Genomic DNA, 14,476 nt, shown 5'->3' on the forward strand with positions numbered 1-14,476 from the left:
GTGGTCCTAACATAGGACCATTATAGGCTCAAATGAGCCTTTGTCAAAGTCCAGGGGATTTGTTTGGGCTCACCGAGCGACGCTTCAGGAGAATTGCGCATCCGACTCGGCGCTGCGCTCGCCCATCGTGGTTACACGATTCGCCGGCTGTCGGACGAGGCGGCAATTCCTTACAAATCGCTGCAGAACTATCTGCGAGGCGAACGAGCGATCCCCGCCGAGGCAGTGCGACGGATCGCTGAGATTTTAAAGGTCAGCGCAGACTGGCTTTTGAGCGGCCAAGCAGCCGCGCTATCTGTGACGCATGTGTCTGAATCATTGGACTTCAGCGACCAGTTCGGCGACGCCGGCACGCCCACCATGGCGCTTCGGCAGCGGGCGAAGGCCTTCATGGAGTGGTACCAGCGCTGCTACGCAGATGACTGGGCTGGGTCGCCGCCGACCGAACCCGCCCCCAAATCTCCCTCCGCTCGGCCCAGGCGCCGAAAGACCTCGCGGTAGAGAACCCCGCCGCCGCCCACCTGAGCTTTCCTCACCGAATTCTTATCCCACCAGATGCCACCAGATGCCGCCGAATCCCATTTCTACTGCCAAATAGCTCCGACCACTGACAGATAGCGGTAACGAGTCCACGGTTTCGGCCCAATATCCTTCGCAGCTGCTATCAACCCTCTGATATCACGGCATTCAGGGCTCACCCGCCGAACGGATAGATCCTGTTCCAGTCCCATTTCATATCGACCACGGTCCATTTGGCCGCCGTCGCGGCGTCGAGCGCCTTGTCGAGCTTGCCGACCGAGGATTGCCGGTCATAGGCCCATTCGCGCTTCTCGTCGGTGTGATGCACCAGCATGCCGAACCGCGGCCCCTGCCCGCCCGTGACCCATTGCAGCATCTCCAGATCGCCGTCCGAATTGCCCGCAGTGAAGATCGGCCGGCGGCCGATGAAGCGATTGATCCCGACCGGCTTCCCCGGACCGTCATCGATGAAGTCGATCTCGGGCAGGCGCATCAGGACCGGCTTGCCGTCCTTCATCTCGAACTTGGTCTTGATGGAGCTCCCCACCACCTGCTCGGGCGGAATGCCATAGACCTTCTCCGTCCAGGGCCGCATGAACTCGATGCCGCCGCCGGACACGATGTAGGTCTTGAAACCGTTCTGGCGCAGCAGCGCCAGGGTCTCGAGCATCGGCTGGAAGACCAAATCGGTGAAGGGCCGGTTGAAACGGGGATGCTTCGCCGTGGTGATCCAATCGACCACGAGCTGCGCGAACTCCGCCGTGGTCATGCCGGCATGGCTCGCCATGACCAGTTCGATCATGCCCTTCTCGCCGCTCTCGGCCAGCGTCTTCATGTCGCCCGCGATCGCCGCGGCGAAGGGCCGCTGATTTTCCCACTCGGGATGTTCGGGATAGAGCTGCTTGATCCGGGCGAGCGCGAAGAAGAACTGGAAATAGGCGGGCTGCTCCGACCAGAGCGTACCGTCATTGTCGAACGCCGCGATGCGGTCCTCGACAGGCACGAAATCGGGCCCGCCCTCCTTCGTGACGCGCGTCACGAAATCGAGGATCGCCGTCCTGGAGCGGCTGTCGTTCCAGGAAGGCAGTGGATCGCCGGTGGCGGCTTTGGCGAGGGACGGCGCCAGCAGACCGACGGCGGCCGCGGCGAGAGGCAAGGTCAAGGCTTGGCGACGGCTCAGATCCGAAGGGCTCGACATATTGCTCATGACTGGCCTCCTTGCACGGGGCTCATCCCAGTTTATCGCTGGAACTTGGCCAACTTCCGTCAGTCCCAATTGATGGGTCCGCGCGTTAGATCAAAGCCGTTCACTTCGTCTCCTCGATATCCCCCGGCTTCCAGCTGCCGTCGAACGCCGCCTGCTGCGGGCCATAGATGCGGATATAGGCAAACCAGCCCTTGCCGGGATTGGTCTTGATCCACCGGTCTTCATGGCCGGCGGGCGCCACGGGGCCGAAATAGAGATCGACCGGCGCGGAGGTCGAGGCATCCTTCAGCTCGAACATCGAGCGGAGCGCAGCCTTGTCCTGGTCGGTTTGTACCTCCGAACGCGTCGCCGCGTCATACACGGTCACCGACCAGAAGAGTTTGCCGGGCACCGGCTGCGGGATCGAGAGCTTGTAGCTCTTGCCGCCGTCGAGATAGGCGCCTGTCCCGTCGCGCGCCGCCAGCCAATAAAGCGACCCCGCGCCGGCGGTGCGGCGGAACATGGCGGGTGAGGTCACGATCGCCTGCGCGAACCAGCGATCGCGGGCCTCGAGGTCGATACCGGCGGGCGTCTCGAACTGAGCGCTGCCGGGAACCAGGCCGATCCATTCCCATTTGCGGTCCGGCCAGGCCAGCCGGTCGGGGCGCGTGCTGGCGAAGGCGGAAACCAGCATCTGGTCCCGCCCCGCCTCGGCGGCGCGCTCCAGAATGGCCTTCATGCGCGCATCGGGAGCGAACGGCTTGCCCTTCTCGATGCCGAGCGCGGAGAGCAGGCCGTACATCGGGAGGAACGGCTCCACCAGCGGCTCGGCATCGACGATCCGATGGAGCTCTTCCCAGAACTGGATGTTGTCCTCCCAGCGCAACGCCGTGCTGTCCATGGACGTTTCGGTCACATCGACAAATGTCATGAGCTTGGGATGGGCGGCGGTCGAGAGCGGATAGATTTTGAGCTTACGCAGGGCATCCATGGCACCCTGGACATTCCCCTTCATCGGCAGCGCCCGAACGGCCAGCAGAACCTTGAACGACGACGACCGGCCGACCTGATAGCCGGCCGGCACCTGGCCCTTATAGCCCGGCGGCAGAATGAGATGCTTCCCGCCCCTGCCTTCGTTCGGTCCCGGCAGGCCCAGATCGAGAATCCAACCCTGATAGTGATTGTCGACCAGCCCGATATAGGGCCCTGGCGGCACCACGATCACGATCGGGCCTTGCGACAGGTCGAGCGCGGCCGATCCATAGGGCGTGTCGGAATTGAGCGTGAACCCGACCTGACGCGGACCGGCCGCGGCGATGCCCATGGCCAGGTTGTCCTGGATTCCGACGGCACGATTCCCGTTGAAGATTCCTTCGACCGAAACCGCCGGGTACCAGAAGCGATAGGCGGTCACGGCGCGCTGGAAATCGGCGTCATCCTGCGCGCGCTGTGCCGTGTCCGGCGTCGGATAACCTTGCACCAGCTCATAGGGCGCATTCTTGGAGGAGTCCGTCGTGGACGTGCTCTTGGAGGAGTCGGTCGCGCATGCCGACATGGTGAACGCAACCGCCAGCGCGATCGCCAGCCCTGCTGTGTAATTCATCGCGACACTCCGTCGTGTAATTGACGAATTCCCAGATGCCGGCGAGACATTTCCCGAGCGCCGATGATCGAAACGCCGCTTGCCTCTTGAATCCACTGCCCTACGTATAGACCAGGGCGTAGGAGGCTTTCACCAGGTAAATCTGACGCCGACCTTGCCGTTGACGTCGTAGCTGTTGTTGTCGTCGAGGGCGGTGTCGTAGCCGACATTGGCGAACAGCGACATCGCATGGGTGACCTCGGCGCTGACGCCGGCATTGAGCTGCAGGAAGGTCCCGTCGATATCCGAGCTGAAGGGAACCGGACCCGTCGGCGAGGAAATCCGCGTATGGGGCGTGCCCAGGAATTCCTCCCAGACGCTGGGCCGGATCCAGGCGGTCAGTTGGCGCGGCTTGGCCGTGTCCTCGAGCTGCCAGTCCCGCGACAGGCGAACACCCACCCGTCCCGTCAGCGACTGGATGTTACCGAACGACACCTCCGACACACCGTCATTGGCGTCATAGATCTGGATGGTCTGATAGACGACCTGTGCTTGCGGCTCGATCTGGTAGCCGTCGCCGAGCTTGATGGGGTAGCCACCCTCGAGCGAGGCCGCGATCCCCCAGCCCGCCGTGTTCAGATTGTCTTGCGACAGGGAATCGCCATTGACGTCGTACCAACTCGCCTGGAACACGCCGTCGAGATACCAGCCCGACGAACCGAAATGCGTCCAATAGGCGCCGAGGCTGTAAATCCCGATCAGATCGCTGCCGGCATTGTTGCCGTCGAAATGGGTGACGTCGCCGCCGATCAGGCCGGCGGCGCCATAGACGCCGGCATGATCGCGAGCGCTATCCTTGATGTCGTCCTCGTCTTCGCCGCGATAGAGATCCTTGCCGATCTGAATCGCGCCCATGCTGTAGTCGAACTTGGGACCTTCGTCATAGACGCCTTTGGAATCGCCGTCCTGACGGCCGAACTGCCCGATGGCACGGCCCCAGAAGCCGGCCGTGTCGTCGTCGAGACGATCGCGGTTCCTCAGATGCTCCTCCTCGCCGACCCGTTCATGCAGCGTATCCATGATGCCACGGCCATAGATCAGGGCCATCGAGGGGATGGCGGTGTAGAGCGAGGTATCGGGGCTGTAGACCGGCACCCTGGGGGCATCGGGGTTCGCCTCGCAGCCGGGGAAGCTCGGATCGAGCGTGCAGTCGACCTCCGAGCGCAGATACCAGCTCTCGCTGGGCGAGCCGTCGAAATTGCCACGGAAGAGCTGGTAGCCGATAGCGCCGCCGGCCGAGACGGTGCCGCCGGCCAGGGTGAAGGCACCGGGGTCGGTCGTGCCGTTGGTGGCGTCGACCACCAGGATGCCGTTGGCGGTGGTCAAAGCCCCGGGCCCGCCCGCATTCGTCACATGGATCGTGGACGACCCGGTCGCGGCACCGCCATCGATGATCAGCAGGTCCGAGGGCGAGCCGTCGGTCCCGAGGAAGGTGTTCAAACCAAGATTGCCGCCGCTGCCCGTGTAGTTCTGCGTCGTCAGCGTCTTGAAGACACCGCCCGATGGCGCCGTGAACTGGATCAGGCTGTCCGTGTCGCTGACGGTGGTCCGCACCGTGGAGCTGTCCGTCATGTTCCACAGACTATTCGAGCTCAGGCTGACATTGTTCACATCCGACGCGGCACCAGACCAATCCGAGTTATTCCGCAGCGTCAGATTGACGGTCGTCGCCGCGGCAGCCGAGGCGTTGCCCGTGAGATGGCTGTCGTCCGCCGTCAGGTTGATCAGCGACGTGCCTGAGCCCTCGAGCAGAAAACCGCCGCCGCCCGTGACGACGGCGCCGTTCTGGAAGGTCGCATCGAGGTTCGTGAGGGCGAGGATTGCCGTATCGTCGGCGCTCGTGAGGCGGCCGCCCGTCATACTCAGTATGTTCGTCGAGGTTGAGCTTCCGGAAGCCACCAGGCCCACCGTGTCGGTGCCGCTGGCGTCGACGGTCGTATCGGTCAGGGTGATGCGGCCTGTATTCGCCGCGCCGAAATTCTGAAACCGGATTCCCGCGCCACCACCGCTGGCTATGACCGTCGAACTGTGGCCTGTGAGTGTCGCGGCGTCCTGGCTGAACAGCCCGAACGCTCTGTCTCCCGTTACGGTGACGATGTTCGATGTAAAATCGACGCTGCCGCCCGAGTTGGCAACAATGCCGAAACCTTGGGGGTTGGGTGTCGTCGCGGTAACACCGATGGTCACGCCATTGCTGACGATCGTCCCCCCATTGGCAAACAAACCGCCGGTCGTGCTGAAACCCGTGACGCCATAGATGTCGGGCTGGAAGTTAGGAGTCGACAGCACATAGACAACAGGCCCGCCCGTTACGTCCGCGATGGTTATGCTGCTGTTCGAGATGTTGATCCGGCCATTCGTGCGAGCGATAGCGCCGGCCCCGGCTGCGGGGCCGTCGACCGTCATGTTCTGAATCGTCAGGTTCCCGCTGTTCTCGACCGTCGCTCCAACGCTCGAATTGGAGGAAGTCCCGGGGCCGTTGAAATGGAAGGTCAGCCCATCCAGCGAACCAGACGCGGTCGTATTATCGACAACAATCCCCGAGCTCGCACCGCCAGCAAATGTGAAGACGGTACCTGAGGGTAGAAACACCTGGCCGCCGTCATGGAGGTAGACGCCGATCGATCCGTTGGCTTGCGAGGACAGCGAAAGATTGGGGCCGTCGACGGTGATGCGGCCGTTGCCAGCAACGCCGCCGCCGGCCGCAAAGGTGACGGCGTTGAAGGCGTTGGTCGTGACCGTAATATTGCCGCCCAGATGGATGGTTCCGCCAGGATCGGCTATGAACGCATCACCGCCGCTCAAAGGCCCGAGCGTCGCCGTGTTGACCGTGATACCGCTCGCATCGATACCGCCGCCGCCGAAGGCCACCAGACCCGGGCCAACGCCCGTGGTGCGGAAGGTCGAGTTGGGACTGATGGTAACCTGACCGCTCTGAGCGCGAACTGCGGGGCCGCCGGCGCTCTGCACGACGATCGGTCCTGGCGCCGACCCAGCAGCCGGATTCACATTCACCACCCCGCCGGTCACGTTGATGCCGGTGTTTGTGCCAGTCGATGTGATGGTGGTTCCGCCCAGCACGGTGCTCATGCCTGCAGCCCGGTTGACGGGCCCGACAACCGCACCAGGACCGACATCCTGCGCTCGGGCTGTTGAACAGGTCGCGATCAGCAGAACCGTAAAGATTCCTATCGCGAGCCGATTGATTCGCCGGGCAATCGCGACACTCGCCGTTCGTCCACAACGCATGGCTTCCCCATTTCTGGACGAAGAGCTGGGCCCTCCTCAGAAATGCGACCGCGTCACGGCACTTCGATATCGGTTAAATCGGCTCTCCGCTGCAACCGCCTGGCGCAGCGTCAATGCACGCCAAGGATGTAGTGTAGATGACGCCCGCCTCTCCCACAACAGGCTTGATGCCAAATCCCCACGGGGAACACCGAACACCCGCGGGGACCCAATGGCATCTTGGCCGGTTTGCCCGAGCGCCTCTATTGGCCCGCTGGGGTCTGCAGCTTCTCCAGGATCTGGTCGATGGTGAAGCTCGCCGCCTTCTGTCGGGGCGGATACTCCTTGAAGGTCGCCAGGAATTTCCCGACATAGGCCTGAGTGGGCACGCCCAGAAAGGCATGATCCATAACCCAGTCCCAATAGGTGTTCGAGGTCACATCCGCCCGCTCATAGGGATCGCGCCGTAGATTGTAGAGTTTCGGCATGCGCAACTGCGTGAAGGGCTCGGCCCAGACCAGCAAGGTGCCTTGGGCCCTCTGCTCCAGGAAGACCTGCTTCCAATCCTGGTAACGCACCGCCATCAGATCGCCATCGTCGGAGAAATAGAAAATCTCTTCGCGGGCGCCCTTCTTTTCCTTTCCGGTCAGATAGTCGAGCTGGTTGTAGCCGTCGAGATGAACTTTGTAAGTCATGCTCCCGGCCTGATGGCCCTTGAGAAGCTTCTCCTTAATGTCGGGAACACCGGTTGCCGCCAGGAAGGTCGGCAGCCAATCCATGCCGCTGACGATCTCGTTCGACACCGATCCCGGCTGGATCTTGCCGGGCCAGCGGATCATGCAGGGAACGCGGAAGGCCCCTTCCCAATTCGTATCCTTCTCCGAGCGGAACGGGGTCGTCGCGCCATCCGGCCAGGTGTTGGCATGCGGCCCGTTGTCGGTTGTGTAGAGGAAGATCGTGTTGTCCGCGATCTTGAGGTCGTCCACCTTCTGCAGGAGTTTGCCGACATCGTCGTCATGCTCGAGCATGCCGTCGAGATATTCGTCCTGACCCGACCTTCCCTTCATCGAGTCACGGACATGCGTGCGCAGATGCATGCGGGTCGCGTTCCACCAGCAGAAGAACGGCTTGTTCGCCTTCACCTGCCGGTCGATGAAATCCATGGCGGCATCGACTGTCTCGTCGTCAATGGTCTCCATCCGCTTCCGGGTGAGCGGGCCGGTATCCTCGATTCGTCCGTCCGCAAAGGACCTGATCACACCGCGCGGACCGTACTTCTTCCGGAACTCGGGATCCTTCGGATAGTCCGGCAGCTCCGGCTCCTCTTCGGCGTTCAAGTGATAGAGATTGCCGAAAAACTCGTCGAAGCCGTGATTGGTCGGCAGGAACTCGTCCTTGTCGCCGAGATGGTTCTTGCCGAACTGGCCGGTGGCATAACCCAGCGGCTTCAACAGCTCGGCGATGGTCGGATCTTCCTTGCGCAGGCCGATATCGGCGCCCGGCAGACCCACCTTGCTGAGACCCGTGCGGAATACGCTCTGTCCGGTGATGAAGGAAGAACGGCCGGCGGTGCAGCTCTGCTCCGCGTAATAGTCCGTGAACATCATGCCTTCCTTGGCAATCCGATCGATATTGTTGGTCCGGATTCCCATCACGCCGAAGGAATAAGCACTGATATTGGTCTGGCCGATATCGTCGCCGAAGATGACCAGGATGTTGGGCAGTCCGGTCGTCGCCGCAGCAATTTGCGTGCCTGTCGTTGTGTCGTCGGCCTTGGCGGCACCGATCGCCGTCGCCGTCATGGCGGCCGCGGCTACCAGCGATCCACCGGCCTTCAGCAGCTGACGCCGGTTGACGGTCCTCGGGATACTCTCGCTGGCCCTGGTGGTCTCGGGACGCTTCTCGGGCACGTCAGTCATGGAGCCCTCCTGGTTCGATCGATGCAGCGGAAGCCGATGTGAGACATCGCGCTATCGACCATTTGCGGCTGACGGGCCGCCGGGCGATAGCGCAGGCAGTAGCTCGGCGAGCAGAGGAACGATCCCCCTTTGACCACCTTGCGCGGAATCCTGACGTTGGGCTGACGCGGGTCGTGGCTGCTTTCCACTGGACCGCCGCGCGGGTTGGCCGGTACGCAACAGGCCTTGGCCGCGTCGGCGCTGTGGCGTGCGCTGTACCAGTCGCTGGTCCATTCCCAGACATTGCCGGTCATGTCGTAGAGCCCGTAGCCATTGGCGGGAAAGGAGCCGGCCGGCGCGGTGCGCTCGAACCCGTCCTCGAGCAGGTTCTGCCAGGGAAACTCGCCCTGCCAGGTATTGGCCATCGGCTTGCCCTCGGGCTCGAACTCATCGCCCCAGCAATAGGCGGCGCCATCGAGCCCGCCGCGCGCGGCGAACTCCCACTCGGCCTCGGTCGGCAATGAGTTGCCGGCCCAGGCCGCATAGGCCTCGGCATCCTCATCGGCGACATGCACGACCGGATGCCGCTCGAGCCCCTCGATCTCGCTGTTTGGCCCCAGCGGATGGCACCAATCGGCGCCGGGCACATAATGCCACCAGTTTTTCAGATCGCGCTTGTCGACCGGCCGCGCCGTCTTTCGGAACACCAGCGCGCCGGGCTTCAGCAGCTCGGGCTTGGCGCCGGGATAATCCTTGGGATCGAGCGGCCGCTCGGCCATGGTCACATAGCCCGTCGCGGCAACGAAGGCGGCGTAATCGGCATTGGTGACGGATTGGACGTCCATCCAATAACCATCGACCGTGACGCGATGCGCCGGCGCCTCTTCCGGATAGTGATGGTCGGATCCCATGCGAAAGACGCCGCCGGAAATCCACACCATGCCCCTGCCGGCCGTTTGACGAGAGGTCGGCGCTATGCCCGGATCGAAATTCATGGAACGCCCCGCCCTCCCCCGTTGCTGCGGACAAAGATCGCCGGACGGCTCGAACGACGGGCTTTATCCGGATCACCCAGCATGGCCGCATTTCGACCTTGGGCCAACCACCTATCTTGAGGCAGGCTCGCTTCCTGAGAAGATGAGCCGATCCGATCGGAAACCAAGGGGGGACGATGTGACATTCAAACCTAGGGACGGTCACGGCCGCGGTCGCATCTCGGTGTTCTTCCTGATGCTGGGCCTTGCGCTTCTGGCGGCGAGCGCAGCACAGGCCGGCGGCACGGGCCACTACTTCGCCGGCTTGCCCAATGCGCGCGACACGGTCATGCCGCAGCCGGGCTTCTACATCGCGGACTACAGCATGTATTACCATGCCGACCGCTTCTACAACGACGACGGTCACAAGACCGATTCCGTCACGCTGCCCAACGGCAACAAGGTCGACGTCAATGTCGATGTCGATCTCTTCGTGGTCGCCCCCGCCTTCCTCTATATCGCGCCCTGGGACGTGCTGGGCGGCCATTACGGTGCCTATGTCATCCCGACCTTGAGCAACACCTCGCTCGACGCCTCGGTCTCGACCATCAGCGGCTTCGGACGCAACGCCAGCCAGTCGACCTTCGGCTTCGGCGATCTCTTCGTCCAGCCGCTCTGGCTGAGCTGGAACCGGGAGCATTGGGACTTCACCGTCGGCTACGGCTTCTACGCGCCGACCGGACGGTTCAACGCGGGCTCGACCGACAATATCGGCCTCGGTTTCTGGACCCAGCAGTTCCAGGGCTCGGTCGCCTGGTATCCCTGGGCCGACCGCACCACGGCCGTCGTCGGCGCCTTCACCTACGAGTTCAACTCGAAGGTCGAGGGCGAGGACCTGACCCCGGGACAGCGCGCCAGCTTCAACTGGGCGGTCGATCATTACATCCCGCTCGACGAGAAATTCCTGCTGGACCTCGCGGTGACCGGCTATGCGCAATGGCAGACAACGGACGACACTGGCTCGGACGCGGCCAACAACAATCATGACGCCGTCTACGCGATCGGTCCGCAGATCGGGATCATCTATCTGCCGAGCCTGCTCACGGCAACGTTCCGTTGGAATCACGAGATCACGGCCGTCGATCGGATCGCCGGTGATGTCTTCACGCTGACGCTCGGCGCCGGATTCTGATCACAGGAGAACGAAAATGGCGACCGCTCTGGAACGATCGATCGTTCGATGCCTGAGCCTGGCCCTGGCAATGTTCGCCCTCTCTTCGCTGACAAGTCCGGCGAACGCCCAGGAATCGAACGAGGAGCTCGCCAAGAAGCTCAGCAACCCGGTCGCCTCACTGATCAGCCTTCCCTTCCAATTCAATGCCGATTTCAAGATCGGACCCAATGACGGCGAGCGCTACTATGTGAACGTCCAGCCGGTGATCCCGATCTCGCTGGGTCCCGACTGGAATGTGATTTCCCGCACCATCCTGCCGATCAGTTATCAGAATGACATTTACCCCTTCAACGAGCATCAGTTCGGCCTCGGCGACGTCACCCAGAGTTTCTTCTTCTCGCCCAAGGCGCCCTCTGCCTTCGGCGGGTTGATCTGGGGCGCCGGTCCCGCCTTCCTGATCCCGACGGCGACCGACGATCTGCTGGGTTCGGAGAAGTTCGGCCTTGGGCCGACGTTCGTGGTCCTGAAGCAGGCCGGCCCCTGGACCATCGGCATGCTAGCCAACCAGATCTGGTCGGTCGCCGGTGCCGACAGCCGTGAGGCGATCAGCAGCGCCTTCCTGCAGCCTTTCGTCTCCTACACCACCGCCGAGGCCATGACTTTCACCTTGAACACGGAATCGACCTACAATTGGAAGGCCGAGGAATGGACGGTGCCGCTCAATTTCACCGTCACCCAGCTGCTGAAGATCGGCGACCAGCCCCTGAGCATCGGCGGCGGCGTGCGCTATTACGCCGATGCGCCCAAAGGGGGTCCCGAAGGGTTCGGCGCCCGGCTCATCGTGACCTTCCTATTCCCGGAATAGCCGCGAGCGCCATAGGGCTGTTCGCTCTTTGCCCGCGGCTCTGGACCCCTCGCCCGCCATCGGCCAAGATCGCGCGGTCTCTAACGGCAGGCGAACTTCATGGCCTATGATCATCTCGACGACGCCACCGTCAACGCGCAGTTCAGCCCGCGCATCGCCGCGCCCGATTGCGACGAATGGCTGGCGCGCGACGCCAAATTGTCGGCCGAGACGAGGGCCAGGCTTCGCCACACCGCGGACATCGCCTATGGCGAGAGCCCCGGCGAGCGCCTCGATGTGTTTCCGGCGAGCAGCCCCGGCGCGCCCATCCATGTCTATATCCATGGCGGCTATTGGCGGGCGCTCGACAAGAAGGATTTCAGCTATGTCGCCGAGCCGCTGGTCGCGGGCGGCGCCACGACGGTCGTCCTCAATTACGATCTCTGCCCCAAGGTCACGCTCGACACCGTCGTGCAGCAGACCCGTAACGCGGTGATCTGGATCTATCGCCATGCGGGCCTGCTCGGCGGCAATGCCGACAAGATCTATCTCTCGGGCAGTTCCGCCGGCGCCCATCTGGCCGCGATGATGCTGGCCGAGGACTGGACCCGCAGCCCGGTCCCCACCGACGTCATCAAGGGTGCTGCCTGTCTCACCGGCATCTATCAGATCGATCCTGTGCTGCGCATCCAGGCCAATGCGGAGATCCGGCTCAAGCCGGAGATGGTGGCGCGCAACAGCCCGCTGAGCCTCCCTCTGCGCGCGCATTGCCCGGTCCTGGTCGCGGTCGGGGCCAAAGAGACGCCGGAATGGATCAAGCAGTCGGAGGCCTATGAGGCCTATCTGCGCCGGCAGGGGCTCCCGACCGAGTTCATCAAGCTGCCCGACACGCATCATTTCTCGATCACCCAGAGCCTGAGCTGGCCCAAGAGTGTCTTGGCCCAGGCCATGCTGAAGCAGATGGGGCTCTAGCCGACAAGCGGCCCCAAAAGAGAGTCCTCATGAGCAGCCTCGCCAACGAGCCCGAGCTTGTCTCGCGGATCGAAGACGGCATCGCCATCCTGACGCTCAATCGTCCGGCCGCACGCAATGCGCTCTCCTTCTCGCTGATGGGCGAGCTGCTCGAGGCGCTTGCCCGACTGGCCCAGGATTCCGCCGCCAAGGTGGTGGTGATCGCCGGCAACGGTCCCGCCTTCTGCGCCGGCCATGATCTGCGCGAGCTGCGGGCCATGCCGGCCCGCGAGCGCTATGAACAGGTGTTCGAGCGTTGTGCCGCACTCATGCTCGCCATCACGCGGCTGCCGAAGCCCGTGATCGCGCGCGTCCATGGCGTGGCGACGGCGGCCGGCTGTCAACTGGTCGCGACCTGCGACCTCGCGATCGCTGCAAACGACGCACGCTTCGCCACGCCCGGCGTCAATATCGGCCTCTTCTGTTCGACGCCGATGGTGGCCTTGACGCGGGCCGTGGGCCGCAAGCCTGCGATGGAGATGCTGCTGACCGGCGATCTGGTCGAGGCCGAGGAGGCGCGCCGGCTGGGCCTGGTCAACCGCGTGGTGGCGCCGGCAGAGCTCGATACCGAAGTCATGAAGCTCGCCCGCCAGATCGCCGGCAAGTCGCCCTGGGTCCTCGCGCTCGGCAAGGAAGCCTTCTATCGCCAGGCCGAGCTGGAGCTCGAACAGGCCTATCGCTACGCGGCCTCCGTCATGGTGAAGAACATGATGGCGGCGGACGCGGCCGAGGGCATCGATGCCTTCCTGCAGAAGCGCGAGCCCGAATGGCGCGGTTGATGAAGGACACTGGCGGCATCACATATCCCTGACAATTCGAGCTCCTTCAGAGAGTCCCATGCCGGATTATCCCGACGCGCTGTTCGAGCGGATCTTCGCCGAGACCAGGACCATCGCCGTGGTGGGGGCGAGCCCCAAGCCGGAGCGGCCCAGCCATGGGGTGATGCGCTTCCTGCAGTCGCGGGGCTATCGCTGCATACCGGTCAATCCCGGCCAGGCCGGCGGCAAGATCAATGGCGAGACGGTCTATGCGAAGCTGGTCGACATCCCGGTGAAAATCGACATGGTCGATATCTTTCGCCGCTCCGAAGAGGCGGGTGCCGTGGTCGACGAGGCGATCGCCATCGGCGCCAGGACCGTCTGGATGCAGCTCGACGTGCGCGACGACGCGGCCGCGGCGCGAGGCCAGAAAGCCGGCCTCACCGTGATCATGGATCGTTGCCCCGCGATCGAGCTGCCGCGGCTGGACGCCAAGCGCGGGCGCGCGCAATAATCGCCGGAAAGCCGGCGCCCGGAAGAGCGCAGCAGGCAGCGCTCACATCGATGCCTGCCGAGGCGGGAAATGTTCATTCATGGCTTCTGACCGGGCATCGCAGGGGGCCGTAGCGTGAAGCCACTCCTTGAATTTCCGTCGGCCTGGGCCACTCGACGGGCCATGGCCTCCGGCACGGGTCATCTCACCTTCGCAGAAATGCGCGAAGGGATGCTGCGCTGCAGCCGATTCTTGCGCGAGCGCCATGGCGTGTTGCCCGGTGACCGCGTCGCCTTCTGCCTGCCCAAGAGCCTGGAGGCCATCCAAGTCATTCTGGGAATTCTCGCGGCAGGTGCGACCTATGTGCCGCTCCAATTTCAGGGCCCTGCCGCGCGCCTCAATTCCATCCTCAGATCGACCGAGCCCAGACTGCTGATGACCACGCCGCAAATGGCGGATCAACTCGCGGCGGAAAGCGGCTGGCCAGATCTCCCCAGCTGCTGCCTGACCGCAGCCGAAGCCGGTCGGGGGCTTGCGACGCTTCTGTCGGGAATTACCCCCGATGCGCAGCCCTTGCCCAGCCGCCCCGAAAGCCTCGCGGCCATCTACTTTACTTCCGGTTCGACCGGGGAACCGAAGGGCGTGATGCTGTCTCAAGGCAATATCGCGGCAGGCGTGGAGCTCGTCGTCAAATCCGACGCCCTCGACGATCGGGATCGGATGCTGAGCCACACCAATCTGCACTACGC

12 protein-coding genes are annotated in these 14,476 nt (G+C 63.5%); 7 read left to right on the forward strand and 5 right to left on the reverse strand.

Annotated features, from left to right (window positions below; translation table 11 throughout):
- The first annotated feature begins 93 nt into the window (after positions 1 to 93).
- Positions 94 to 501, forward strand: coding sequence for a helix-turn-helix domain-containing protein (locus tag ACREE8_RS16060; RefSeq protein ID WP_431574032.1), 408 nt, complete (start codon positions 94 to 96; stop codon positions 499 to 501).
- 193 nt (positions 502 to 694) lie between these two features.
- Here ACREE8_RS16060 and ACREE8_RS16065 read toward each other — a convergent pair whose 3' ends face one another.
- From ACREE8_RS16065 to ACREE8_RS16085, 5 genes are all read right to left on the reverse strand, one after another.
- Entirely contained in the window at positions 695 to 1,726 is a 1,032-nt protein-coding gene (locus tag ACREE8_RS16065) for an HAD family hydrolase (protein WP_431574021.1), read from the reverse strand.
- A 100-nt stretch (positions 1,727 to 1,826) separates the two neighbouring features.
- The gene (locus ACREE8_RS16070) at positions 1,827 to 3,308 is read right to left on the reverse strand and encodes a DUF1254 domain-containing protein (RefSeq protein ID WP_431574022.1); all 1,482 of its coding nucleotides are present in this window, start codon (positions 3,306 to 3,308) and stop codon (positions 1,827 to 1,829) included.
- A gap of 129 nt (positions 3,309 to 3,437) precedes the next feature.
- Entirely contained in the window at positions 3,438 to 6,437 is a 3,000-nt protein-coding gene (locus tag ACREE8_RS16075) for an autotransporter outer membrane beta-barrel domain-containing protein (RefSeq protein ID WP_431574023.1), read from the reverse strand.
- 401 nt (positions 6,438 to 6,838) lie between these two features.
- Positions 6,839 to 8,494 (reverse strand): arylsulfatase, encoded by a 1,656-nt coding sequence (locus ACREE8_RS16080; protein WP_431574024.1) that lies wholly within the window; start codon positions 8,492 to 8,494, stop codon positions 6,839 to 6,841.
- The gene (locus ACREE8_RS16085; RefSeq protein ID WP_431574025.1) at positions 8,491 to 9,468 is read right to left on the reverse strand and encodes a formylglycine-generating enzyme family protein; all 978 of its coding nucleotides are present in this window, start codon (positions 9,466 to 9,468) and stop codon (positions 8,491 to 8,493) included. Before ACREE8_RS16085 ends, ACREE8_RS16080 begins: the two co-directional genes overlap by 4 nt.
- Before the next feature lie 178 nt (positions 9,469 to 9,646).
- Here ACREE8_RS16085 and ACREE8_RS16090 point away from each other — a divergent pair, with 178 nt between their 5' ends.
- The 6 genes from ACREE8_RS16090 to ACREE8_RS16115 form a co-directional block, all read left to right on the forward strand.
- Positions 9,647 to 10,639: a SphA family protein gene (locus tag ACREE8_RS16090; protein WP_431574026.1), complete on the forward strand. Its 993-nt coding sequence runs from the start codon at positions 9,647 to 9,649 to the stop codon at positions 10,637 to 10,639.
- 16 nt (positions 10,640 to 10,655) lie between these two features.
- A complete protein-coding gene (locus ACREE8_RS16095) occupies positions 10,656 to 11,486 on the forward strand; it encodes a transporter (protein ID WP_431574027.1) in 831 nt (276 codons plus the stop codon).
- A 99-nt stretch (positions 11,487 to 11,585) separates the two neighbouring features.
- The gene (locus ACREE8_RS16100; RefSeq protein ID WP_431574028.1) at positions 11,586 to 12,437 is read left to right on the forward strand and encodes an alpha/beta hydrolase; all 852 of its coding nucleotides are present in this window, start codon (positions 11,586 to 11,588) and stop codon (positions 12,435 to 12,437) included.
- Between the two features lie 29 nt (positions 12,438 to 12,466).
- On the forward strand, positions 12,467 to 13,255 hold the full coding sequence (locus ACREE8_RS16105; protein WP_431574029.1) for an enoyl-CoA hydratase: 789 nt from the start codon (positions 12,467 to 12,469) through the stop codon (positions 13,253 to 13,255).
- Positions 13,256 to 13,313: 58 nt separating this feature from the next.
- Positions 13,314 to 13,748, forward strand: coding sequence for a CoA-binding protein (locus ACREE8_RS16110; RefSeq protein WP_431574030.1), 435 nt, complete (start codon positions 13,314 to 13,316; stop codon positions 13,746 to 13,748).
- Positions 13,749 to 13,910: 162 nt separating this feature from the next.
- Positions 13,911 to 14,476 (forward strand): AMP-binding protein (locus tag ACREE8_RS16115; RefSeq protein ID WP_431574031.1); only part of this gene is annotated, 566 nt, incomplete at its 3' end.

It is taken from the genome of Hypericibacter sp. (genome assembly GCF_050729195.1).
In the GTDB taxonomy this organism is placed as follows: domain Bacteria; phylum Pseudomonadota; class Alphaproteobacteria; order Dongiales; family Dongiaceae; genus Hypericibacter.

Coding starts and splice junctions, on each gene's coding strand:
- ACREE8_RS16065 (WP_431574021.1), bottom strand. CDS start 1,726: ATGAGCAATATGTCGAGCCCTTCGGATCTGAGCCGTCGCCAAGCCTTG.
- ACREE8_RS16070 (WP_431574022.1), bottom strand. CDS start 3,308: ATGAATTACACAGCAGGGCTGGCGATCGCGCTGGCGGTTGCGTTCACC.
- ACREE8_RS16075 (WP_431574023.1), bottom strand. CDS start 6,437: ATGAGCACCGTGCTGGGCGGAACCACCATCACATCGACTGGCACAAAC.
- ACREE8_RS16080 (WP_431574024.1), bottom strand. CDS start 8,494: ATGACTGACGTGCCCGAGAAGCGTCCCGAGACCACCAGGGCCAGCGAG.
- ACREE8_RS16085 (WP_431574025.1), bottom strand. CDS start 9,468: ATGAATTTCGATCCGGGCATAGCGCCGACCTCTCGTCAAACGGCCGGC.
- ACREE8_RS16095 (WP_431574027.1), top strand. CDS start 10,656: ATGGCGACCGCTCTGGAACGATCGATCGTTCGATGCCTGAGCCTGGCC.
- ACREE8_RS16100 (WP_431574028.1), top strand. CDS start 11,586: ATGGCCTATGATCATCTCGACGACGCCACCGTCAACGCGCAGTTCAGC.
- ACREE8_RS16105 (WP_431574029.1), top strand. CDS start 12,467: ATGAGCAGCCTCGCCAACGAGCCCGAGCTTGTCTCGCGGATCGAAGAC.
- ACREE8_RS16110 (WP_431574030.1), top strand. CDS start 13,314: ATGCCGGATTATCCCGACGCGCTGTTCGAGCGGATCTTCGCCGAGACC.